General features: G+C 62.4%; 19 protein-coding genes. 16 read left to right on the forward strand and 3 right to left on the reverse strand.

The genetic code is table 11. From position 1 onward, the window contains the following. The first annotated feature begins 40 nt into the window (after nucleotides 1-40). The 4 genes from carA to ACYVNQ_RS28985 all read left to right on the forward strand — a co-directional run bounded on the left by carA (nucleotide 41) and on the right by ACYVNQ_RS28985 (nucleotide 5,770). Nucleotides 41-1,207 carry a glutamine-hydrolyzing carbamoyl-phosphate synthase small subunit gene (gene carA / locus ACYVNQ_RS28970; protein WP_460907373.1) on the forward strand — a complete coding sequence of 389 codons (1,167 nt, stop codon included), beginning with the start codon at nucleotides 41-43 and terminating at the stop codon, nucleotides 1,205-1,207. A gap of 129 nt (nucleotides 1,208-1,336) precedes the next feature. After that, nucleotides 1,337-4,591: a carbamoyl-phosphate synthase large subunit gene (gene carB / locus ACYVNQ_RS28975; RefSeq protein WP_460907375.1), complete on the forward strand. Its 3,255-nt coding sequence runs from the start codon at nucleotides 1,337-1,339 to the stop codon at nucleotides 4,589-4,591. 164 nt (nucleotides 4,592-4,755) lie between these two features. Then, nucleotides 4,756-5,232 (forward strand): transcription elongation factor GreA, encoded by a 477-nt coding sequence (gene greA / locus ACYVNQ_RS28980; protein ID WP_460907377.1) that lies wholly within the window; start codon nucleotides 4,756-4,758, stop codon nucleotides 5,230-5,232. 19 nt (nucleotides 5,233-5,251) lie between these two features. Further along, nucleotides 5,252-5,770 carry a DUF4149 domain-containing protein gene (locus ACYVNQ_RS28985; protein WP_460907379.1) on the forward strand — a complete coding sequence of 173 codons (519 nt, stop codon included), beginning with the start codon at nucleotides 5,252-5,254 and terminating at the stop codon, nucleotides 5,768-5,770. A 205-nt stretch (nucleotides 5,771-5,975) separates the two neighbouring features. Here ACYVNQ_RS28985 and ACYVNQ_RS28990 read toward each other — a convergent pair whose 3' ends face one another. Then, on the reverse strand, nucleotides 5,976-6,503 hold the full coding sequence (locus ACYVNQ_RS28990) for a YhbY family RNA-binding protein (RefSeq protein ID WP_460907381.1): 528 nt from the start codon (nucleotides 6,501-6,503) through the stop codon (nucleotides 5,976-5,978). 347 nt (nucleotides 6,504-6,850) lie between these two features. On the opposite strand from ACYVNQ_RS28990, the gene ACYVNQ_RS28995 reads away from it, so the two are divergent. From ACYVNQ_RS28995 to phoR, 11 genes are all read left to right on the forward strand, one after another. Further along, nucleotides 6,851-7,528, forward strand: coding sequence for an RlmE family RNA methyltransferase (locus ACYVNQ_RS28995; RefSeq protein WP_460907383.1), 678 nt, complete (start codon nucleotides 6,851-6,853; stop codon nucleotides 7,526-7,528). 169 nt (nucleotides 7,529-7,697) lie between these two features. After that, entirely contained in the window at nucleotides 7,698-9,587 is a 1,890-nt protein-coding gene (gene ftsH, locus ACYVNQ_RS29000; RefSeq protein ID WP_460907385.1) for an ATP-dependent zinc metalloprotease FtsH, read from the forward strand. 135 nt (nucleotides 9,588-9,722) lie between these two features. Beyond that, complete coding sequence (folP, locus tag ACYVNQ_RS29005; protein WP_460907387.1) at nucleotides 9,723-10,637, forward strand: dihydropteroate synthase; 915 nt, start codon at nucleotides 9,723-9,725, stop codon at nucleotides 10,635-10,637. 30 nt (nucleotides 10,638-10,667) lie between these two features. After that, entirely contained in the window at nucleotides 10,668-12,026 is a 1,359-nt protein-coding gene (glmM, locus tag ACYVNQ_RS29010) for a phosphoglucosamine mutase (protein ID WP_460907389.1), read from the forward strand. Nucleotides 12,027-12,458: 432 nt separating this feature from the next. Continuing rightward, a complete protein-coding gene (pstS, locus tag ACYVNQ_RS29015; RefSeq protein ID WP_460907391.1) occupies nucleotides 12,459-13,496 on the forward strand; it encodes a phosphate ABC transporter substrate-binding protein PstS in 1,038 nt (345 codons plus the stop codon). Between the two features lie 226 nt (nucleotides 13,497-13,722). After that, complete coding sequence (gene pstC / locus ACYVNQ_RS29020; protein WP_460907393.1) at nucleotides 13,723-14,712, forward strand: phosphate ABC transporter permease PstC; 990 nt, start codon at nucleotides 13,723-13,725, stop codon at nucleotides 14,710-14,712. Continuing rightward, a complete protein-coding gene (gene pstA / locus ACYVNQ_RS29025) occupies nucleotides 14,709-15,602 on the forward strand; it encodes a phosphate ABC transporter permease PstA (protein WP_460907395.1) in 894 nt (297 codons plus the stop codon). The genes pstC and pstA overlap by 4 nt, the downstream gene beginning before the upstream one ends. A 15-nt stretch (nucleotides 15,603-15,617) precedes the next feature. Beyond that, a complete protein-coding gene (gene pstB / locus ACYVNQ_RS29030; protein WP_460907397.1) occupies nucleotides 15,618-16,466 on the forward strand; it encodes a phosphate ABC transporter ATP-binding protein PstB in 849 nt (282 codons plus the stop codon). A gap of 49 nt (nucleotides 16,467-16,515) precedes the next feature. Further along, the gene (gene phoU, locus ACYVNQ_RS29035; RefSeq protein ID WP_460907399.1) at nucleotides 16,516-17,220 is read left to right on the forward strand and encodes a phosphate signaling complex protein PhoU; all 705 of its coding nucleotides are present in this window, start codon (nucleotides 16,516-16,518) and stop codon (nucleotides 17,218-17,220) included. Nucleotides 17,221-17,274: 54 nt separating this feature from the next. Beyond that, nucleotides 17,275-17,976 (forward strand): phosphate regulon transcriptional regulator PhoB, encoded by a 702-nt coding sequence (phoB, locus tag ACYVNQ_RS29040; protein ID WP_460907401.1) that lies wholly within the window; start codon nucleotides 17,275-17,277, stop codon nucleotides 17,974-17,976. A 178-nt stretch (nucleotides 17,977-18,154) separates the two neighbouring features. Next, complete coding sequence (phoR, locus tag ACYVNQ_RS29045) at nucleotides 18,155-19,468, forward strand: phosphate regulon sensor histidine kinase PhoR (RefSeq protein ID WP_460907403.1); 1,314 nt, start codon at nucleotides 18,155-18,157, stop codon at nucleotides 19,466-19,468. 83 nt (nucleotides 19,469-19,551) lie between these two features. Here the strand turns inward: phoR and ppk1 are convergent, their stop codons facing one another. Beyond that, nucleotides 19,552-21,615 carry a polyphosphate kinase 1 gene (ppk1, locus tag ACYVNQ_RS29050; RefSeq protein ID WP_460907405.1) on the reverse strand — a complete coding sequence of 688 codons (2,064 nt, stop codon included), beginning with the start codon at nucleotides 21,613-21,615 and terminating at the stop codon, nucleotides 19,552-19,554. 294 nt (nucleotides 21,616-21,909) lie between these two features. On the opposite strand from ppk1, the gene ppx reads away from it, so the two are divergent. Beyond that, entirely contained in the window at nucleotides 21,910-23,421 is a 1,512-nt protein-coding gene (ppx, locus tag ACYVNQ_RS29055; RefSeq protein ID WP_460907407.1) for an exopolyphosphatase, read from the forward strand. 146 nt (nucleotides 23,422-23,567) lie between these two features. On the opposite strand, the gene ACYVNQ_RS29060 is transcribed toward ppx, so the two are convergent. Continuing rightward, a complete protein-coding gene (locus ACYVNQ_RS29060; RefSeq protein ID WP_460907409.1) occupies nucleotides 23,568-24,386 on the reverse strand; it encodes a GNAT family N-acetyltransferase in 819 nt (272 codons plus the stop codon). Nucleotides 24,387-24,394: the final 8 nt, after the last annotated feature.

Consider the following 24,394-nt stretch of genomic DNA (forward strand, 5'->3'; position numbering starts at 1 on the left):
AACAAGGTCGGCATCAGGGTGTTCCGCCAAGGAGTTCCCCGTGTTGCCGTCATTTTCTCCCGCCCTTCTCGCGCTTGCCGACGGCACGGTCTTTCGTGGTTACTCGATCGGCGCTGCCGGTCATACGATCGGTGAAGTCGTGTTCAACACGGCGATCACCGGCTATCAGGAAATCCTGACTGACCCGAGTTACGCGCAGCAGATCGTCACGCTGACGTATCCGCATATCGGCAACGTCGGCGTCAATGCCGAAGACGTCGAAGCCACGAAAGTCCATGCCGCCGGCCTGATCATCCGTGATCTGCCGGTACTCGCGTCCAACTTCCGGATGCAGCGCACGCTGTCCGACTATTTGCGCGACGAAGGTATCGTCGCGCTTGCCGGCATCGATACGCGCAAGCTGACACGCATTCTGCGCGACAAAGGCGCGCAGAACGGTGCGATTCTCGCCGGTTCCGATGACGAACAAAAGGCAATCGAACTGGCCCGCTCGTTCCCGGGTCTCGCCGGCATGGACCTCGCGAAGGTCGTGTCGACGAAGAGCCAGTACGAATGGAAGCAGACCGAGTGGCGCCTCGGCAGCGGCTACGGCCTGCAAAACACGCCGAAGTACCGCGTCGTCGCGTTCGATTACGGCGTCAAGCACAACATCCTGCGCATGCTCGCCGAGCGCGGCTGCCAGGTGACGGTGCTGCCGGCCGAGGCCACCGCAGCCGATGCGTTCGCGCTCAACCCGGACGGCGTGTTCCTGTCGAACGGCCCGGGCGATCCGGAACCGTGCGACTACGCAATCGAGGCCACGCGCCAGTTCATCGAGCGCGGTATCCCGACTTTCGGCATTTGCCTTGGCCATCAGATCATGGGCCTCGCGGTCGGCGCGAAAACCATGAAGATGAAAACCGGCCACCACGGCGCCAATCATCCGGTGAAAGATCTGGACGACGGCCGCGTCGTGATCACGTCGCAGAACCACGGCTTCGCGGTCGATGCGGCCACGCTGCCGGCCAATGCGAAGGTCACGCACATCTCGCTGTTCGACGGCACGCTGCAAGGCTTCGCGCTGACCGACAAGCCGGCGTTCTGCTTCCAGGGCCACCCGGAAGCGTCGCCGGGGCCGCACGACATCGGCTATCTGTTCGACCGCTTCACGGCGCTGATGGACGGCCGCAAAGACAGCAACGCGAACAGCAGCACCGCGGCGGCATAAGCATCTCGCGTACGCGAACAGAGCAGAGCGCGCGCCGCGGCTTGCGGCCCTCCAGGTGAGCGGCCCCGCAAGCAGAGAAGCGGCAGCGCGCCAACGGAAAGAACACAGGAATTTACAAGCGAGAGCGTTATGCCCAAGCGGACAGACTTAAAGAGCATCCTCATCATCGGCGCGGGTCCGATCATCATCGGCCAGGCGTGCGAGTTCGATTATTCGGGCGCGCAGGCGTGCAAGGCGCTGCGTGAGGAAGGCTACAAGGTCATTCTCGTCAACAGCAATCCGGCGACGATCATGACCGACCCGAACACCGCCGATGTCACGTACATCGAGCCGATTACGTGGGAAGTGGTCGAACGCATCATCGCGAAGGAGCGCCCGGACGCGATCCTGCCGACGATGGGCGGCCAGACCGCGCTGAACTGCGCGCTCGATCTGCATCATCACGGCGTGCTCGACAAGTACAAGGTGGAATTGATCGGCGCGTCGCCGGCTGCGATCGACAAGGCCGAAGACCGTCAGAAGTTCAAGGACGCGATGACCAAGATCGGCCTTGGCTCGGCGAAGTCCGGCGTCGCGCATTCGATGGAAGAAGCGCTGAAGGTGCAAGCCGAAATCACCGCGCTGACCGGTGGCATCGGCTATCCGGTCGTGATCCGGCCGTCGTTCACGCTGGGCGGATCGGGCGGCGGGATCGCCTATAACCGCGAAGAATTCGAAGAGATCTGCAAGCGCGGTCTCGATCTTTCGCCCACGCGCGAACTGCTGATCGAAGAGTCGCTGCTTGGCTGGAAAGAGTACGAGATGGAAGTGGTCCGCGATAAAAAGGACAACTGCATCATCGTCTGCTCGATCGAAAATCTGGACCCGATGGGCATCCACACCGGCGACTCGATCACCGTCGCGCCGGCGCAGACGCTCACCGACAAGGAATATCAGGTCATGCGCAATGCGTCGCTCGCGGTGCTGCGCGAGATCGGCGTGGATACGGGCGGCTCGAACGTACAGTTCTCGATCAACCCGAAAGACGGCCGCATGATCGTCATCGAGATGAATCCGCGGGTGTCGCGTTCGTCGGCGCTGGCGTCGAAGGCAACCGGCTTCCCGATCGCGAAGGTCGCGGCGAAGCTGGCCGTCGGCTACACGCTCGACGAGTTGAAGAACGAAATCACCGGCGGGCAAACGCCGGCTTCGTTCGAGCCGACCATCGATTACGTCGTTACCAAGATTCCGCGCTTTGCGTTCGAGAAATTCCGCGAAGCCGATCCGCGTTTGACCACGCAGATGAAGTCGGTCGGCGAAGTGATGGCGATCGGCCGCACTTTCCAGGAATCGTTCCAGAAGGCGCTGCGCGGTCTCGAAGTCGGCGTCGACGGTCTCGATGAAAAGACCGCAAGCCGCGACGAAGCGATCCGCGAAATCGGCGAAGCCGGCCCGGACCGTATCTGGTACGTCGGCGATGCGTTCCGTCTCGGCCTTACGCAGCAGGAAATTTTCGAAGAAACCGCGATCGACCCGTGGTTCCTCGCGCAGATCGAACAGATCGTGCTGAAGGAAAAGGCTCTGGCCGGCCGCACGCTGGCGAGCCTTACGGTGGAAGAGCTGCGCTATCTGAAGCAAAGCGGCTTCTCGGACCGGCGTCTGGCCAAGCTGCTCAATGCTGCGCCGGCTGCCGTTCGCCAACGCCGTATCGAGTTGAATGTGCGCCCGGTGTATAAGCGCGTCGACACGTGCGCAGCCGAGTTCGCGACCAAAACCGCCTACATGTACTCGACCTACGAGGAAGAGTGCGAAGCGAACCCGACCAGCAACAAGAAGATCATGGTGCTGGGCGGCGGTCCGAACCGGATCGGCCAGGGCATCGAGTTCGACTACTGCTGCGTGCACGCGGCCCTCGCGATGCGCGAAGACGGCTACGAAACGATCATGGTCAACTGCAACCCCGAGACCGTTTCGACCGACTACGACACGTCGGACCGTCTGTACTTCGAGCCGCTGACGCTCGAAGACGTGCTTGAAATCGTCGACAAGGAAAAGCCGCTCGGCGTGATCGTGCAATACGGCGGCCAGACGCCGCTGAAGCTCGCGCTCGATCTCGAGGCGAACGGTGTGCCGATCGTCGGCACGTCGCCGGACATGATCGACGCAGCCGAAGATCGCGAGCGCTTCCAGAAGCTGCTGCAGCAACTGAATCTGCGTCAGCCGCCGAACCGCACCGCGCGCGCCGAAGACGAAGCGCTGAAGCTGGCTGACGAAATCGGCTATCCGCTGGTCGTGCGTCCTTCATACGTGCTCGGCGGCCGCGCGATGGAAATCGTGCATGAGCCGCGCGATCTCGAACGCTATATGCGTGAAGCGGTGAAGGTCAGCAACGATTCGCCGGTGCTGCTCGACCGCTTTTTGAACGATGCGATCGAATGCGACGTCGACTGTATCTCCGACGGCGAGGCCGTGTTTATCGGCGGCGTGATGGAGCACATCGAGCAGGCGGGCGTGCACTCGGGCGATTCGGCATGCTCACTGCCGCCGTATTCGCTGTCGGCTGAGACCGTCGCCGAACTGAAGCGTCAGACCGGCGCGATGGCAAAGGCGCTGAACGTGGTCGGCCTGATGAACGTGCAGTTCGCGATCCAGCAGGTGCCGCAGGACGACGGTTCGAAGCGCGACGTCATCTACGTGCTCGAAGTGAACCCGCGCGCATCGCGCACGGTGCCCTACGTGTCGAAGGCAACCAGTTTGCCGCTCGCGAAGATCGCGGCGCGTGCGATGGTCGGCCAGAAGCTCGCCGGGCAGGGCGTGACGAAGGAAATCGTGCCGCCGTATTTCAGCGTGAAGGAAGCGGTGTTCCCGTTCGTCAAGTTCCCGACCGTCGACCCGGTGCTCGGACCGGAAATGCGCTCGACCGGCGAAGTGATGGGGGTTGGTCAGACCTTCGGCGAAGCGCTGTTCAAGTCGCAACTGGCGGCGGGCTCGCGTCTGCCGGAGTCGGGCACGGTGCTGCTCACCGTGATGGACGCCGACAAGCCGAAGGCCGTCGAAGTCGCACGCATGCTGCATGAGCTCGGCTATCCGCTGGTCGCGACCAAGGGCACGGCGGCGGCGATCGAAGCGGCTGGCGTGCCGGTGCGGGTCGTCAACAAGGTGAAAGACGGCCGTCCGCACATCGTCGATATGATCAAGAACGGCGAAATCGCATTGGTGTTCACGACCGTCGACGAAACGCGCGCCGCGATTGCCGATTCGCGCTCGATCCGGATGAGCGCGCAGGCGAACAAAGTCACGTATTACACGACGATGTCGGGCGCGCGCGCGGCGGTCGAGGGTCTGCGCTACCTGAAGGACCTCGAGGTCTATGATTTACAAGGGCTTCACGCTCGCCTAAACTAAGGCTTCGAATCACCGTCCAAGACGTACGTGCCGCGGTTAAGCGGCGTCCCTGAAGGTACCGGATCGGGGCTCTCCCGGCAGCGCTGGCGCGCTGTGTACCTGTTTGGGGATGCACTTAACCGCGGTTGATTTTTTTTGAGGCTGTTTTTTGCCAACGAGTTGTTATGAGCACTATTCCATTGACGAAACGCGGTGCTGACCAATTGCGCGACGAATTGCAGCGCCTGAAATCAGTTGAACGGCCCTCGATTATCAATTCGATCGCGGAAGCGCGTGCCCAGGGCGATCTGTCTGAGAACGCCGAATACGATGCGGCAAAAGAGAAGCAGGGTTTTGTCGAAGGCCGCATCGCCGAAATCGAATCGAAACTGGCTGCTGCGCAGGTCATCGATCCGTCTGCACTCGATGCCGAAGGCCGCGTGGTGTTTGCGGCCACGGTCGAACTCGAAGATCTGGGCACCGGCGCTGAGGTTACCTATCAGATCGTCGGCGACGACGAAGCCGATCTCGAGCACGGCCTGATCTCGGTCAGCTCGCCGATTGCCCGCGCGCTGATCGGCAAGTCCGAGGGCGATGTGGCGTCGGTGCAGGCGCCCAGCGGCGTGCGCCAGTACGAGATCATCTCGGTTCGCTATATCTGACGCATATGCGGTGTTTCTGATGCCTGATCGAATGTTCCGTTTGCTGACGGTAGTCTGGATTGGCAGTCTGCTGACGATCGGCTATGCGGTCGCGCCTGTGCTGTTTGCATCGCTCGATCGCACGACGGCCGGCGCGGTGGCTGCGCAACTGTTTCGCATCGAGGGCATTGTCGGTGTCGTATGCGGCGTGTTGCTGCTCGCGTTATGCAATGTGATGGTGCGTCGCGGTTTCGTCGCATACAGAAAGCTGCGCTGGCTGATTGCGGGCATGCTGCTGTGCGTGCTCGCCGGTTATTTCGCGCTGCAGCCGTTTATGAATGCATTGCGCATCGCCGCGCAGGAAGGCGGCACCGACGTCGGACATTCCGCTTATGCAACGCGCTTTGGCGTGTTGCACGGCGTGTCGAGTCTTTTCTATCTGGTCGAGAGCCTGCTCGGGCTCGTGCTTGTGTGGAAGCTGCCAGGCAGTGCTGTCGCGCCGGCAGCCTCGGGCACCGGCAGCAGCGTCGCGGCAGGGCAGGCGAAGACGGCTGGCTAAGCGCTCGGGCGAGCGATATCGCTCGAGCGTGTCCGGTGTTATCTCGCCATTGCGGCAACAACGTTTATTCAGGATTTCCAGGCTAGCTCGCCGTGCGGAGCGCGACATATCGTCGCGTCGTGCGCGGGAGTTCGTCGAGGATCGTGCGCAGCGGGATCGCGCGTTAGCATCAGCGCGAACAACGCAGCGCCCGATCCCGATTTATTTACTTGGCAGACTGATGCGAGCGTTTCGCGCTGGTCTGGCGTTTCTTTGCACGCTTGACCGTGCCGCCCGCAGTCAGACGCTCGTTGCCGCGCACCACCACTTTTGTCGGCTTCGGCCGGCGCATCGGATTGTCCGACGCCTTGAGCACCTGAACGACGCGCGGTGCTCGTCCTTTTCCGAGCGGTTTGTCTTCCGCTGCTTCGCGCACGCTCGGCAGTTCGCCGCGACGGCCGCGGATTGCGGGGCGCACTGTTTCTGGTTTCCAGATCACCAGCAGCTTGCCGATATGCTGGATCGGCGCTGCGCCCAACTGATCGCAGATTGCCTCGTATGCGGCGACCCGCTCAGTGCGCTCGTCGCCGAACACGCGGATCTTGATCAGCTGATGCGCGGCCAGGTGGACCTTGATCTCGGCCAGCACGGCGTCGGTCAAGCCATCGGCGCCGACCAGTACGACCGGTTTGAGCGCGTGAGCCTGGCTGCGCAATTCGGCGCGTTGTTCTGAAGTGATTTTAAGGGCTGGCATGGGAGACGGGAGACTCGACTAAAATAGCGGCGCTGCGGTGGCGTACGCGCCACGTTCGCCGTGACGCGCGCGTTCGGCGCTTTACCGCACGCGTCACGACATGTTTCACATGCCTGAGCGCGGCGGCGCGCGATCACAAAGGGCGACTACGGTGGGCGACTGCAGCAGGCAACTGCCGCGGCGACCACAATGCGACCACAGCGGAAAATGGAAACAGAAAAACAACAGAAGGCGCGGCTTGCGCCGGACAGTATGCGGACCCACTTGCGGACAACCCGCAGCCGCGCAAATTAAACGCGTATTATCCGCTAAAACCGCGGCTTCACGCAGTAAAAGTTCAACCATTAATGGCAAAAAATCGCTTTAACCAGTCGTGGCTGCACGACCACATCAACGATCCGTACGTGAAAATGGCGCAGCGGGAGGGCTATCGCGCCCGCGCAGCCTACAAGCTGAAGGAAATCGACGAGCAGGACAAGCTGATCCGCGCGGGCCAGGTGATTGTCGACCTGGGCGCCGCGCCCGGCAGCTGGAGCCAGTACGTGCGCAACAAGCTGGCGGCCAGCCCGCGCCGCGATGCGACGCACGATGGCGGCATCGACGGCACGATCATCGCGCTCGACCTGCTGCCGATGGAGCCGATCGCCGATGTCCACTTCATCCAGGGCGACTTCCGCGAAGACAGCGTGCTCGAGCAACTGGAACAGCTGGTAGGCGAACGTCCGGTCGATCTTGTAATTTCGGACATGGCACCCAACCTCTCGGGCGTGGCCATAGCGGACGCGGCGCGAATCGAGCATGTATGCGATCTGGCCTTGGAGTTTTCGCAAAACCACTTGAAGCCCGATGGTGCCCTTTTAGTGAAATGCTTTCACGGCAGCGGCTACAGCCAGATTGTCGAAAAGTTCAAGCAGCAGTTTAAGACGGTGGCCGCTCGCAAGCCAAAAGCATCGCGAGACAAATCGTCGGAAACGTTTATTTTGGGGAAGTATCTGAAGCGGCCGGGTCGGATAGACGGCGCGTGATGTGAAACCCGATATTTTCAATGTGCCGGAAAACGGCGCCAGCGTTGCGCGGTACGCGATATATACGGTCGCGATTGCTTATGGCAGGGGTCTACGGACTGGATTAGAATGCCTAGGTGATGCCGCAAGGCAAATGTAGGCGCTTGTCAATGAGTCAAGGAGTGGTGCTTTGAACAACAACATGTTTTCGAAAGCAGCAGTGTGGCTGGTCATCGCACTGGTGCTGTTTACGGTGTTCAAGCAGTTCGACAAGCCCCGCGTCCAGGAAGGCGTTTCGTATTCGCAGTTCATGGACGATGCGAAAACCGGCAAAGTCAAGAGTGTGATCGTTCAGGGCAGGAACCTGACGGTGACGCCGGCCGACGGCCAGAAATACCAGATCGTCTCTCCGGGCGACATCTGGATGGTCGGCGACCTGATGAAGTACGGCGTTCAGGTCAGCGGCAAGGCTGACGACGAACCCAACGCCCTCGTATCCGCGCTGTACTACCTTGGGCCGACGATCCTGATCATCGGTTTCTGGTTCTACATGATGAGGCAGATGCAGGGGGGCGGCAAAGGCGGGGCCTTCTCGTTCGGCAAATCCCGCGCTCGTCTGATCGACGAGAACAACAACGCCATTAATTTCTCCGACGTCGCCGGTTGCGACGAAGCCAAGGAAGAAGTCTCCGAACTGGTCGACTTCCTGCGCGATCCGCAGAAGTTCCAGAAGCTGGGCGGTCGCATTCCGCGTGGTGTATTGCTGGTCGGCCCTCCGGGGACCGGTAAGACGCTGCTGGCGCGCGCAATTGCCGGCGAAGCGAAGGTGCCGTTCTTCAGCATCTCCGGTTCGGACTTCGTCGAAATGTTCGTTGGCGTGGGCGCCGCCCGCGTGCGCGACATGTTCGAGCAGGCCAAGAAGCATGCGCCGTGTATCGTGTTCATCGACGAAATCGATGCGGTCGGTCGTCATCGCGGTGCCGGGATGGGCGGCGGCAACGACGAGCGCGAACAGACGCTGAACCAGATGCTGGTCGAGATGGACGGCTTCGAGGCGAATTCGGGTGTCATCGTGATCGCTGCGACGAACCGTTCGGACGTGCTGGACAAGGCGCTGCTGCGTCCGGGCCGTTTCGACCGCCAGGTGTACGTCGGTCTGCCGGATATCCGCGGCCGCGAGCACATCATGAAGGTCCACCTGCGCAAGGTGCCGATTGCCAACGACGTCGATGCAGCTGTCATTGCACGCGGCACGCCGGGCTTCTCGGGCGCCGATCTGGCCAACCTCGTGAACGAAGCGGCGCTGTTTGCCGCCCGCCGTGGCAAGCGCATTGTCGAGATGCAGGACTTCGAAGACGCAAAGGACAAGATTTACATGGGTCCGGAGCGCAAGTCGGCGGTGATTCGCGAAGATGCGAAGCGCGCGACGGCATACCACGAGTCGGGCCATGCGGTGATCGCGAAGCTGCTGCCGAAGGCTGATCCGGTGCACAAGGTCACGATCATCCCGCGCGGCCGTGCGTTGGGTGTGACGTGGCAGTTGCCGGAGCACGACAACGAAACGTACTCGAAGGACTACCTGCTCGACCGTCTGGCCATCCTGTTTGGCGGCCGGGTTGCCGAAGAGCTGTTCCTGAACCTGATCAGCACCGGCGCATCGGACGACTTCAACAAGGCGACGGCGACAGCCCGGGCAATGGTGGCGCGTTTCGGCATGACCGATGCACTCGGACCGATGGTTTACGTCGACGACGAAAACGAGCAGTCGCCGTTTGGCCGTGGCTTCACGCGCACCATTTCGGAAGCGACGCAGCAGAAGGTCGACGCGGAAATCCGCCGCGTGCTGGATCAGCAGTACAACCTGTCCAAGCGTCTGCTCGACGAGAACCGCGACAAGGTCGAAGCAATGACCGCTGCGCTGATGGAGTGGGAAACGATCGACGCCGATCAGATCAACGACATCATGGCTGGCCGTCCGCCGCGTTCCCCGAAGAGTTCGGCATCGCCGGGCGATGCGCCGACGGGCGGTAGCAGCCCGGGCACCGAAGTGAAGCCGGGCAGCGCAACTGCACCGGCCTGAGCGAGGTCAATTTAGAATACGGGCCGGTGTGTCGTTCACACCGGCCCGTTTTGTATTTTGCGGCGGCATGCGCGAGCGCGTATCGCTGCGTCCGAACCACGCCATTTCACGCTTTTCCACGGATCCAGAAACGCCGTGTCGATCGCCGAAACTTCGCGCAGTATTTCCAATCCGCTGCAATGCGGCCGTTTTACGTTAACGTTCGAGCGCCCGCTCGTAATGGGCATCCTGAACGTCACGCCGGATTCTTTTTCCGATGGCGGCAGCTTCGTGAATCAGGGCGACGCGTTGCGTCAGGCAGAAAAAATGCTTGTCGAAGGGGCGGACCTGATCGACATCGGTGGCGAATCGACGCGTCCTGGCGCGCCACCGGTCCCGCTCGATCAGGAACTTGAACGCGTGATTCCGCTGGTCGAGCAGTTGCGCGACGCGAACGTGCCGTTGTCGGTCGATACGTACAAGCCGGAGGTGATGCGTGCCGCATTGGCGGCCGGCGCGGACCTGATCAACGACATCTGGGGCTTCCGGATGCCGGGCGCAATCGAAGCCGTGCGCGACAGCCAATGCGGCCTGTGCATCATGCATATGCTCGGCGAGCCGCAGACGATGCAGGTTGGCGAGCCGGTATATCGCGATGTGGTCGCGGACATTCGCGATTTCCTTGCCGGGCGCACGGCAGCGCTGTTACAAGCGGGAGTCGCGAGAGCGCGTATCAGCGTCGACCCGGGTTTTGGTTTTGGCAAGACCGTAGAACAAAACTACACGCTGCTGGCGCATTTGCCGCAGATCGCGCCGCAAGCCGGCGATGGCACAGGCAATGGCAACAGCGGCAAAGCGCCGTTGCCGATCCTCGCCGGCCTGTCGCGCAAATCGATGCTCGGCGCGATAACGGGCCGTACGAAGCCCGCGGATCGGGTTGCGGCAAGCATCGGGGCGGCGGTATGCGCAGCCGTGCATGGTGCTGCCATCCTCCGTGTGCACGATGTCGCGGCCACAGTAGACGCACTAAAGATATGGTCGGCCACCCGCGCCGCAGCATGGCGCAGCTGACCACCACCAACGACGGAGGGATACATAAAAATGGCACGTCGCTATTTCGGTACCGATGGCATTCGCGGCAAGGTCGGCGAGGCTCCGATCACGCCTGAGTTCGTGTTGCGGCTCGGCTATGCGGCCGGCAAGGTGCTGGCGGGCGCCGACCGCTGGGCAAAGACCGGCGCACGTCCGACCGTGTTGATCGGCAAGGACACCCGCGTCTCGGGCTACATGCTCGAAGCGGCGCTGGAGTCGGGTTTTTCGGCGGCGGGCGTCGACGTGATGCTGGCCGGCCCGATGCCGACCCCGGGCGTTGCCTATCTGACGCGCGCGCTGCGTCTGGCGGCGGGTGTCGTGATCAGCGCGTCGCACAACCCTTACGACGACAACGGCATCAAGTTCTTCTCGGCCGACGGCAACAAGCTGCCGGACGAAGTCGAGCTGCAGATCGAGCAGCAACTAGACCAGCCGCTGGCGTGCGCGCATTCGGAACTGCTGGGCAAGGCCCGGCGCCTCGACGACGCGGCAGGCCGCTACATCGAGTTCTGCAAGAGCACCTTCCCGGCCAGCTACGACCTGCGCGGCATGAAGCTGGTGATCGACTGTGCGCACGGCGCCGCGTATGACATCGCACCGCACGTGTTCCACGAACTGGGTGCGGACGTCGTGACGATCGGCGTCGCGCCGAACGGCTTCAACATCAACGACGGCGTCGGTGCGACCGCACCGGATGCGCTGATCCGTGCGGTGGGCGCGAACAACGCCGACCTCGGCATCGCGCTCGACGGCGACGCGGACCGTCTGCAGGTAGTCGACTCGACCGGGCGCCTCTTCAACGGCGACGAACTGCTGTACGTGCTGGTGAAAGACCGCATCGCGACCGAAGGCAAGGTGGAAGGCGCGGTCGGCACGCTGATGACGAACATGGCGGTCGAAGTCGCGTTGCAGCGTTCCGGCGTGAAGTTCGTGCGCGCGGCGGTCGGCGACCGTTACGTGCTCGAGCAGCTGCGCGAGCACGGCTGGCAGCTGGGCGCGGAAGGTTCGGGTCACATCCTGTCGCTGGACCGCCATTCGACCGGCGACGGCATCGTCTCCGCACTGCTGGTGCTGGCGGCGATGCAACGCAGCAGTAAATCGCTGGCTGAACTGCTGGACGGCGTGACGCTGTTCCCGCAAAAGCTGATCAACGTGCGCATGAGCCCTGGCTCGGACTGGAAGGGCAGCGACGCGATCCGCCGCGCGATCGGCGAAGCGGAAGGCGCGCTGAACGGCAGCGGCCGGGTGCTGATCCGTGCGTCGGGCACGGAGCCGGTGCTGCGCGTGATGGTCGAGGCGGCGCACGAGCATGAAGCGGTGGGTCATGCGGAGGCGATCGCCGAAGTGGTCCGCCGCGCCACGGCGTGAACCGTGGTGTGAAGCGCCACACGAACCACTGAACGAACCAGCGCGTGAGGCACTGCATGCGCCACAGCATGAAATAACTGGCACGCGGCGCGATTCCACCGCGCCGCGCGTCAAATGAGCGCGCTATCGTCTGAAATATATCCACCCGCGGCCGGCGCAAACCACCGCGGGCGGCTCCCCATCCTGGTGATTGCAAGCACCTGTCAGCCGCTACGCAAGCCGCATGAAATCAACGCGTTGCGGCAAATATAACGGCATTTGCCGTGCAAACATGTGTAGAAACAACCGGATTGCGCAAACGTTCGCCTGCGCACCGCCTTACACCTTAGTAACCTCGCTGTCACGTCAGCTTCACAAATAGTCACATGACTGTCACAAAGAGACCCTATTCTTCGCGGTGTCGTGTCATCCGCTCACACCACTGGAGGTCTCATGAAATTGATGCAAACCGCGTTCGCTGGCATGGCTGGCGCGCTCTTCGCGATCGCAGCGCAAGCCGCCGACATTACTGGCGCGGGCAGCACCTTCGCAGCACCGATCTACACGAAGTGGGCTGACGCCTACCAGAAGTCGGGCGGCGGCAAGGTCAACTACCAGGGCATCGGTTCGTCGGGCGGCATCAAGCAGATCATCGCCAAGACGGTTGATTTCGCAGGTTCGGACGCTCCGCTGAAGGACGAAGACCTCACGAAGGAAGGCCTGTTCCAGTTCCCGACGGTCGTCGGTGGCGTGGTGCCGGTGGTCAACCTGCCGGGCGTGAAGGCTGGCGAAATCACGCTGTCGGGCCCGGTGCTCGGCGACATCTACCTGGGCAAGATCAAGAAGTGGAACGACCCGGCCATCGCCGCGCTGAACCCGAAGGTCAAGCTGCCGGATACGGACATCGCCGTGGTGCGCCGCGCCGACGGTTCGGGCACGACGTTCATCTGGTCGAACTACCTGTCGAAAGTGAACGACGAGTGGAAGACGAAGATCGGCGAAGGCACGACGGTCAACTGGCCGACGGGTACGGGCGGCAAGGGTAACGACGGCGTGGCAGCATTCGTGCAACGTCTGCCGGGCGCGATCGGCTACGTGGAATGGGCGTACGCGAAGCAGAACCACATGACGTACACGGGCATGAAGAACGCCGCCGGTGAAGTGGTCGAGCCGAAGACGGACACCTTCAAGGCAGCCGCAGGCGGCGCAGACTGGTCGAAGTCGTTCTACCAGATCCTGACGAACGAGCCGGGCAAGGACGCATGGCCGGTGGTCGGCGCGACTTTCGTGCTGGTGCACACCACGCAGGACAAGCCGGCTGAAGGCGCAGAAACGCTGAAGTTCTTCGACTGGGCGTTCAAGAACGGCGCCGGCGCTGCGTCGGACCTCGACTACATCTCGCTGCCGGACGCAGTGGTGAAGACGATCCGCGCTCAGTGGTCGACCAAGGTGAAGGATGCATCGGGCAAGGCAGTTGCAGCAGCCCAGTAAGCAGTAGGCAAGTAGCATAAGCTTTGAAGCAGCGGCGGGCGCCTCGCGGTGCCCGCCGCGCAGTCTTCACCGCGGCGCCATGCCCGCGGCACATGCGCAGCAAACACGTAGCAAACTCGCAGCACACACGTAGCAAACTGAGCGGCCTCGATCAGGCCGCGTGGCCGTAGTACCGGCCGCTGCGCATCCTGCGCACGGCATCTGGAAACAGTTTCGACAGGCTCCCATGTCCGACATCCCAATCGTGTCGAACCCGTCCGGTAGCGCAGCGCAGCAGAAGGCGCCCAGCCGCACCGGCGACGTTATTTTCGGCGGCCTTGCGCGGCTGGCCGCCATCGTCACCTTATTGTTGCTCGGTGGCATTATCGTGTCGCTGATCGTCGCGTCGCTGCCCACCATCGAGAAGTTCGGTCTGAGCTTCCTGTGGACCGCCGAGTGGGATCCACCGTCCGAGCACTTCGGCGCGCTGGTACCGATTTACGGCACGATTGCGACGTCGATCATCGCCCTCATCATTGCGGTGCCGGTCAGCTTCGGCATTGCGCTGTTCCTGACTGAATTGTCCCCCGCGTGGCTGCGCCGGCCGCTCGGCATCGCGATCGAGCTGCTCGCCGCGATTCCGTCGATCGTGTACGGCATGTGGGGCCTGCTGGTATTCGCGCCGATCTTCGCCGAGTGGTTCGAAAAGCCGCTCGGCACGCTGCTGTCCGGCCTTCCGGTCGTGGGTGCGCTGTTCAAGGGCGCGCCGATCGGCATCGGCATCCTGTGTGCCGGCGTGATCCTCGCGATCATGATCATCCCGTACATCGCCTCGGTGATGCGCGACGTGTTCGAAGTCACGCCGGTGTTGCTGAAGGAATCGGCATACGGCATCGGCTGCACGACGTGGGAAGTGATGTGGAAGATCGTGCTGCCCTTCACCAAGCACGGCGTGATCGGCGGCGTGATGCTCGGCCTCGGCCGCGCACTCGGCGAAACGATGGCGGTGACCTTCGTGATCGGCAACACCAACCTGCTCGACAACGTGTCGCTGTTTTCGCCCGGCAACAGCATTACGTCGGCACTCGCGAACGAATTCGCGGAAGCCTCGCCCGGCCTGCACACGGCCGCGCTGATGGAGCTCGGCCTGATCCTGTTCGTCATCACGTTCATCGTGCTGGCGATTTCCAAACTGATGCTGCTGCGTCTCGAGAAAGGGGAGGGTGCCAAGCGATGAGCCAACCTCTGAATATGCCGGGCACGACCGATCTGGCGTTGCTCGAACAGATGCGCACCCGGCTGCAAAAGCGCCGCCGGTTTACTAACGCAGTCGCGCTGACGATGTCGCTGGCAGCGATGGCGTTCGGTCTGCTGTGGCTGGTGTGGATTCTCTATACGACGCTGCGTCTGGGCGTCGGCGGTCTGTCGATCGAACTGTTCACGCAGTCGACGCCGCCGCCGAACACCGATGGCGGCGGTCTCGCCAATGCGATCGTCGGCAGCCTGATGCTGGTGTTGCTGTCCACCGTGGTGGGCACGCCGATCGGCATCATGGCAGGCGTGTATCTCGCCGAGTACGGCCAGAAGGGCATGCTCGCGGGCGTCACGCGTTTCATCAACGACATCCTGTTGTCGGCGCCGTCGATCGTCGTCGGTCTGTTCGTGTACGCGCTGTTCGTCGCGAAGATGGGCCACTTCAGCGGTTGGGCCGGGGTCGTCGCGCTCGCGCTGCTGCAGATTCCGATCGTGATCCGCACCACCGAAAACATGCTGAAGCTGGTGCCCGGCGCGCTGCGTGAAGCCGCCTTCGCACTCGGCACGCCGAAGTGGAAGATGGTCACGTCGATCACGCTGAAGGCCTCGGTGGCCGGCATCGTCACCGGCGTGCTGCTCGCGATCGCGCGGATTGCCGGCGAAACCGCGCCGCTGCTGTTCACCGCGCTGTCGAACCAGTTCTTCACGTGGGATATGAATCAGCCGATAGCGAACCTGCCGGTGACGATCTTCAAGTTCGCGATGAGCCCGTTTGCCCAATGGCAGTCGCTTGCCTGGGCGGGCGTATTCCTGATCACGCTCGGTGTGCTGGGATTGAATATCCTCGCGCGTACGATCTTTTCGAACAAGTAAGGGCGGAGCGATCCGATGAATATGGCAGAAACTCACCTGAATCCCATCGAACGTCCGGCCGCGCCGGCCGGTTTCGATCCGGCCCAGCATGGTCGCGAGCAGGCTGTGTCGCGCTCGAAGATCGAAGTCAACAACCTGAACTTCTTCTACGGCAAGTATCACGCGCTGAAGAACATCAACCTGCAGATCCCCGAAGGCAAGGTGACCGCGTTTATCGGTCCGTCGGGCTGCGGCAAGTCGACCTTGTTGCGCACCTTCAACAAGATGTACGCGCTTTATCCGGAGCAGCGCGCCGAAGGCGAAATCCTGATGGACGGCGAAAACCTGCTCACCACCAAGCGCGACATCTCGCTGCTGCGCGCGCGCATCGGCATGGTGTTCCAGAAGCCGACGCCGTTCCCGATGTCGATCTACGACAACATCGCATTCGGCGTGAAGATGTTCGAATCGCTGTCGCGCTCCGAAATGGACGACCGCGTCGAATGGGCGCTGACCAAGGCGGCGCTGTGGAACGAAGTGAAGGACAAGCTGGGCCAGAGCGGCTACGGCCTGTCGGGCGGCCAGCAGCAGCGTCTGTGTATTGCGCGCGGCATTGCGATCCGTCCGGAAGTGCTGCTGCTCGACGAACCGTGCTCGGCACTCGACCCGATTTCGACCGGCCGCATCGAAGAACTGATCGCCGAGTTGAAGAGCGACTACACGGTGGTGATCGTCACGCACAACATGCAGCAGGCGGCGCGCTGCTCGGACTACACTGCGTACATGTACCTCGGCGAACTGATCGAATTCGGCGACACCGAAAAGATCTTCATCAAGCCGGTACGTAAAGAAACCGAAGACTACATCACCGGCCGCTTCGGTTGATGCCAGGTGCACGCACGCATGCACGCAACGCCAGGGAAGGGAGTCAAACATGACCGATAAACACCTGTCCAGCCAGTTCGACGCCGATCTGAACCTGCTGTCGTCGAAAGTGCTCGAAATGGGCGGCCTCGTCGAAGCGCAGATCGTTGCGGCAATGAACGCGCTCAACAACTTCGACCTCGATATCGCCGAACAGGTGATCACGGCCGAAGACCGCCTGAACGCGATGGAAGTCGAAATCGACGAGGAATGCAGCAACATCATCGCGCGCCGCCAGCCGGCCGCACGCGATCTGCGCCTGCTGCTCGCGATCTCGAAGACGATCACCAATCTCGAGCGCGCCGGCGACGAGGCCGAGAAGATCGCCAAGCGCACCAAGCGCCTGATGGAAGACGGCGCATCGCGCACCATCAACATCGCCGAGATCAAGCTGTCCGGCGAAATGGCCGTGTCGATCCTGCGCCGCGCGCTCGACGCGTTCGCGCGTCTGGACACGGTTGCCGCCGCGCAGATCGTGCGCGACGACAAGGCGATCGACGAAGAATTCCGCGCCTTCGTGCGCAAGCTGATTTCGTACATGACCGAAGATCCGCGCACGATCTCGGTGGGCCTCGACTTCCTGTTCATCGCCAAGGCGATCGAACGGATCGGCGACCACTCGAAGAACATCGCGGAATTCATCATCTACATCGTCAAAGGCACCGACGTGCGGCATAAGTCGCGCGACGCGCTCGAGCGTGAGGCGTTGGGCTAGACGCCCGTTTTGCCTCACTGAACCTGATTTCTGTTAAGAGCTCAAGAGGCCCTGATGCCCAGCAGTATTCTTATCATCGAAGACGAACCCGCTATCTCCGAACTGATATCGGTGAACCTGCAGCATGCCGGACATTGCCCGATCCGCGCGTATAACGCGGAACAGGCGCAAAACCTGATCAGCGATGTACTGCCTGATCTGGTTCTGCTCGACTGGATGCTGCCGGGCAAGTCGGGCATTGCGTTCGCGCGCGATCTGCGTAACAACGAACGCACCAGGCACATTCCGATCATCATGCTGACCGCACGTGGCGATGAGCAGGACAAGGTGCTCGGCCTCGAGATCGGCGCCGACGACTACGTCACCAAGCCGTTCTCGCCGAAAGAGCTGATGGCGCGTATCAAGGCGGTGTTGCGCCGCCGCGCGCCGCAGCTCACCGAGGACGTGGTCGCGATCAACGGTCTGAAGCTCGATCCGTCGACGCACCGGGTAGCCGCGCATGCGCAGGGCAGCGAGGTCAAACTCGATCTCGGCCCGACCGAATTCCGTCTGCTGCATTTCTTCATGACGCATCCGGAGCGCGTGCATAGCCGCACCCAGTTGCTCGACCAGGTGTGGGGCGATCACGTGTTCGTCGAAGAGCGGACCGTGGACGTGCATATCAAACGTCTGCGTGCAGCACTGAAACCGGCAGGTTGCGATGCTATGATCGAAACCGTTCGGGGCAGCGGCTACCGGCTCGCGAAAAGCGCATAACTGCGCGCAGCTGGTCGGCGACAGCAACGGCAATAACGGGTAACAACCGGCATCAACGGCAACAGCAATCGCAACGCGCGCACGGTCATGCGCGCGGCAATGCGCAAAGGCGGCACGCATGGACGGCTCGAGTAGCCGGCAAGCGCGGCCCCGTGGCTCTCACTTCGCTCACTGAAACATGAACATCATCTGGGCGCGCTCCATCGTCTCGGTCGTGCTGCTGGCTGTTCTGTGCGTGGTAGTCGGCGCAATCGTGAACGTCAAGGTAGCACTGGCCCTCGCGGTTCTGGTCCTGCTCGTGCAGGGCATCTTCAGCACGTATCACAAGCAGCATCTGTGGCGTTTGCTCGATGCGCCGGTGTACGGCGAAGTCCCCAGCGCACCGGGCATCTGGGGCGAAATCTATTACCGGTTGCACAAGCTCGCGAAGCGCTGGCACGCGCAGGTGCGCCAGGTCGAGCAGCAGCATTCGCGCTTTATCCAGGCAATCCAGGCATCGCCGAACGGCGTCGCGATGCTCGACGATCACGATCAGATCGAGTGGTGCAACGCGATCACCGAGCTGCATTTCGGCCTCGACGCGAAACGCGATCTGCGCCAGCACATCACGCACCTCGTGCGGCAGCCGGATTTCATCCGCTATCTGAATTCACACCAGTACGACGAAATGCTGATCATGCGCGGCATGGGCGAGCGGCGCCTGAACGTGCTGTCGGTGCAGGTGTTTCCGTACGGCGAGAACCGCAAGCTGATGCTGTCGCAGGACATCACCGAACTCGAGCGAACCGATTCGATGCGCCGCGACTTCGTCGCGAACGTGTCGCATGAACTGAAAACGCCGCTGACGGTGCTGGCCGGTTTTCTCGAGACGATGCGCGAATTGCCGCTCAACGATGCTGAGCGCGCGCGTTATCTTGAACTGATGGAGCAGCAGGCGGCGCGCATGCAGCACATCGTGCGCGACCTGCTGGTGCTGGCGACGCTCGAAGGCGACGGCAAGTTGCCGAGCGAGCAGATGGTCGATATGCGCGCGGTGTTGCGTCACCTGTGCGATGACGCGGAAACGCTGTCGGGCGGCCGTCACCGCATCACGCATGATCTCGACGAAGGCCTGACGGTGACGGGTGTCGAGACGGAGATTCTGAGCGCGCTCGGCAACCTCGTCACGAACGCGGTGCGCTACACGCCGGATGGCGGCACGATTCACGTGAGATGGCATACGCATGGCGCGCAGGCCACCTTCTCGGTGACCGACAGCGGTCTTGGCATTCCTGCAGCGGATATTCCGCGGCTCACCGAACGCTTCTATCGCGTCGACCGCAGCCGTTCGCGCGATACGGGCGGCACGGGGTTGGGTCTCGCGATCGTCAAGCACGTGCTGCAACGGCACGATGCGCAACTCGAGGTGAAGAGCGAAGAAGGGCGCGGCAGTACCTTCACTGCGCGCTTCCCGGCGTATCGCACGGCGCGGCGGCAGCCGGCGCCGGCTTGATGGCAGTGCGCCAGTGATGGCTGGCGTGGCGCGCGCCGCATCTGCTGCAGCGCCACGCGCCCGCCATCGGCCTCAACTGCGAACTACGAGCAGAACTTCGTCAACAGGCTCATCTGCGCGTTACGCGACGATTTCCCCGGCCGCCTGCGCCGATAGTGTCCATCGCTTTGCATCAGCCACGCGGCCTGGTTGTCGCCGAGAAAGGCCGACAGCCCCTCGGCGATCACGCGCCGCTTCAGCCGGCGGTTATTGATCGGAAACGCCACTTCGACGCGCCGGAAGAAGTTGCGATCCATCCAGTCGGCGCTCGACAGATACACCTGCTCGTTGCCGTTGTCGTAGAAATAGAAAATGCGGTGATGCTCGAGGAAGCGCCCAACGATCGAGCGCACCGTGATGTTCTCCGATAGCCCCTGCACACCCGGCTGCAGCGCACACACGCCGCGCACGATCAGATCGATCTTCACACCCGCTTGCGACGCTTCATAAAGCTCGGCAATCACGGTCGGTTCGAGCAGCGCATTCATCTTCGCGACAATGCGCGCGCGCTTGCCGGCGCGCGCATGCTCGGCTTCGGCGCGAATCGACTCGACGAGGCGCGGATGCAGCGTGAACGGCGATTGCCACAATTCATGCAACGTCAGTTCGCCGCCGATACCCGTCAACTGCTGGAACACGTGATGCACGTCTTCGCAGATCTTCTGGTCGGCGGTCATCAGCCCGAAGTCGGTATAAAGCCGTGCGGTGCGCGGATGATAGTTGCCGGTGCCCAGATGCACGTAGCGCTTCAACATCGACTTGCCGCCTTCCGACACGCGCCGCACGATCAGCATCATCTTCGCGTGGCACTTGTGCCCGACCACGCCATACACGACGTGCGCACCGACCGCTTCCAGCTGCGACGCCCAGTTGATATTGGTCTCTTCATCGAAGCGCGCGAGCAGTTCGACCACCACCGTCACTTCCTTGCCGTTGCGCGCGGCTTGCATCAGCGCGTCCATCAGCGGCGAATCGGTGCCGGTGCGGTAGATGGTCTGCTTGATTGCGACGACGTTCGGATCTTTCGCGGCCTGCAACAGCAGTTCGAGCACCGGCTGGAAGCTTTCGTACGGATGATGCAGCAGCACGTCGTTCTGATCGATCACGTCGAACAGATTCGGGCTCGCCGCGATTTGCGACGGTGTGGCCGGAATATGCGGCACGAACTTCAGATCGGGCCGATCGACCATCTCCGGCAGCTGCATCAGCCGCACCAGATTCACCGGCCCGTCGACGCGATAACAATCTTTCAGCGACAGGCTGCTTTCGTCGAGCAGCCGCCGCACCAGATGCGCGGGCGTTTCGGCCGACACTTCGAGACGCACTGCATTGCCCAGATGGCGCGCGGGCAATTCGCCCTGCAGCGCGACGCGCAGATTGGTGATTTCGTCTTCGTCGACAAACAGCTCGCTATTGCGCGTGATGCGGAACTGGTTGCAACTGCGCACCGCGAGACTCGGGAACAGTTCGCTGACGAAGTGCTGCATCAGCGAGCTCAGCAGCACGAAGCCGTGCGGATAGCCCGACAGCTCCTGCGGCATGCGCACGAGGCGCGGCAGCGCACGCGGCGCCTGCACGATGCCCATCACCGCCTGGCGGCCGAACGCATCCTTGCCTTCGAGCTCGACGACGAAGTTCAGGCTCTTGTTCAGCACGCGCGGAAAAGGGTGCGCGGGATCGAGACCGATCGGCGTGAGCACCGGCAGCAGCTCGTTCAGAAAATAATGGCGTGCCCACTCGGTTTGCGCTTCGTTCCACGCTTCGGTGCCGTGAAAATAGATGCCTTCGTCCTCGAGGGCCGGCAGCACCGTTTCCTGCAACATCGCATACTGCCGGTGCACGAGCTTTTGCGCGCGTTCGGCGACCAGATCGTACGCGTGCTGCAGCGACATGCCGTCCGGCGACAGCGCACCCGGGTTATCACGCATCTGTTCCTGCAATCCGGCCATGCGGATTTCAAAGAACTCGTCGAGATTGCTGCTGGTGATACAGATGAAACGTAAGCGTTCGAGCAGGGGGACTGCGGGATCTGCGGCTTGTGCGAGCACGCGCTCGTTGAAACCCAGAATGCCCAGCTCGCGATTCAGAAGAGGGTAGCGGATGGACATCGGCAGCGTTGAAGACGCGGAAAGGGACGCAGGAAAGGACTCGAAGGGACGCTCGGAAATTCTCACAGATTGATGGTATTTTTGTGACGTTTACGTTTGACGCAAATTTTATCGCGTAATCCAGTCACGTGTCTTAATTGTGACGCAAGGTATACGGGAAGATATGCCTCGTCTGCCGCTGTTGACATCGGTCGAGGTGACATCGTGGGTTCCAGTACGCTTAAAATGGCGCCTTTCAACAGGGCGGGCATGCCAAATAGCCGTTTGTCCGCGCGCATGGAGTCTCCACCACTGATGGTCAACAACCCGCCATTGCTTGCTTCTGTCGATCTCGGTTCGAACAGCTTCCGCCTGATTGTAGGGCGTGTTGAAGAAACCGATGCGGGCAGCCAGATCTATCAGGTCGACGCGCTGCGCGAGCCAGTGCGCCTCGCCGCCGGCCTGTCGCGCGACAAGATGCTCGATCGCGCGTCGCAGGAGCGCGGCTGGGATGCGCTGCGGCGATTTGGCGAACGGTTGCGCGATTTTCACCCGGACCATGTGCGCGCCGTCGCCACCAATACATTACGCGTGGCAAAAAACGCCGGCGAATTTTTGAGCGAAGCGCAAGCCGCGCTGGGCTTCCCGATCGAAGTGATTGCAGGCCGCGAAGAGGCGCGCCTGATTTATGCGGGCGCGGCGCATTCGGTGCCGGCCAGTTCGGGCAAGCGGCTGGTGGTCGATATCGGCGGCGGCTCGACGGAGTTCATCATCGGCTCGCACTACACGCCGATCAAGATGGAAAGTCTCTATATCGGCTGCGTCAGCCATAGCCGTGCATTCTTCCCGGCCGGCAACGTCGACGAATATACGATGCGGCAGGCCGAGCTCGCCGCGTCGCGCGAAATCCAGATTCTCTCCGCGGACTACAAGAAGACCGGTTGGGAGCAGGCGGTCGGCTCGTCCGGTACGGCGCGCGCGCTGGCGGAGCTGGTCGAGGCGAACGGCTTCAACGATCCGGGCATCACGCACGGCATCTCGCGCGCCGGCCTCGAACGCCTGAAGCGCGCGCTGATCAAGGCCGAAAACGTCAACCGGCTGAAGCTGGTGGCACTGAAGCCGGACCGCGTGCCGGTGCTGGCCGGCGGCCTGTCGATCATGCTCGCGGTGTTCAACGAACTCGATATCGACTACGTCGATACCACCGACGGCGCGTTGCGCCTCGGCGTGCTGTACGACCTGCTGGGCCGTTCGCAGCATCAGGATATGCGGACCGTCACCGTCGAAGGCTTCATGCGGCGCTATGGCGTGGATCGCGCGCAGGCGGGCCGCATCGGCGAACTGGCGGTGCGCTTCTACGATCAGCTCGACGAACCGGACGCGGAGCGCCGCGAAGAAGACCGGATGTTCCTCGGCTGGGCGGCGGCGCTGCATGAGATCGGTCTATCGATTTCGCATAGCTCGTATCACAAGCATTCTTCGTATATCGCGAGCAACGCGGACATGCCGGGCTTTTCGCGCACCGATCAGGCGCGCGTCGCGGCGCTGGTGCTCGGGCACGCGGGCAAGCTCGGGAAGCTCGCGCAGGCGCGTGAGGTTGAATGGCCGCTGCTGTTCTGCCTGCGTCTGGCGTCGCTGCTGTGCCGGCGACGCGCGGACGTCGGATTGCCGGATATCCAGGTCGCGCAGGCCAACGGCGGCTACGAAGTGCGACTGCCGAACTCGTGGGTGCAGAACAATCCGTTGACCGACTACAGCCTGAGCCAGGAAGCGGCGGAGTGGGAAAAGATCCGCACGCCGTATCGCGTGGTTTATACGGATGACTGATAAATAGAGGTAAGCGCACGCGCCACCCGGCATGTGCTGTGCCACCAGACAAAACAGCCCGGCAGAGAGTCCTCTGCCGGGCTGTTTTTTTGCCGCTGCTGCGATGCGTGTTGCGTGACGCTTCCGCAACGCGCAATGCTTAACGCTTAACGCGACACCATATCGCCGAGGAAGTGGCGCGCATAACGCGCGTTGATCTCCGACAGGCGGAACAGCGTCAAAAAGTCCGCAGCGTTGAAATCCGGATCCCACGCCGGCGCACCGCAAATCTTCGCGCCGAGCCGCAGATAGCCCTTGATCAGCGGCGGCGGCGTGACCTTCGCGCCGGTCTGCAGTTCGTCGAACGGCAGCGGCAGCAGCGGGAACGCGCGATATTCAGGCGCAGTCAGCTCCGACTCGCGCAGCGACTGGTACAGGTTCGCCGCATAGTGGCCGCCATCGGCCATCGACACGCTCGCGCAACCGAGCATCGTTTCGTAGCCGTTGTGCTGCATGTACGAACCGAGGCCAGCCCACAGCGACATGATCACCGAGCCGCTGCGATAGTCGGCGTGCACGCACGAGCGGCCCACTTCGACGAGCTTGGCGCGCAGATGCGTCAGGCGCGACAGATCGAATTCGCCTTCGGCATACAGGCGGCCGATGCGCGCTGCCTGGTGCGGCGGCAGCACGCGATACGTGCCGACCACCTGCAGCGTGTCGAGATCGCGTACCAGCAAATGGTCGCAGTACGTATCGAAGGCATCGACGTCGAGGCCAGCCGGTCCGGACAGGCGTGCGCCCATTTCATCGGCGAACACTCGGTAACGCAGACGCTGTGCTTCGCGAAGTTCCTCGTCAGAGCGCACCCAGGTGACCTGCAGACGGTGCTGGGGCGTGACGGTTTCCGCAGCGCGTGGCAGGCGGCGGCGCGGCTCGAGCGGGATCGAAGCGAAGGGCAGAGTAGGCGTCGGCAGTTCTCGCATTGTGACGT

The organism is Paraburkholderia jirisanensis, assembly GCF_054782355.1.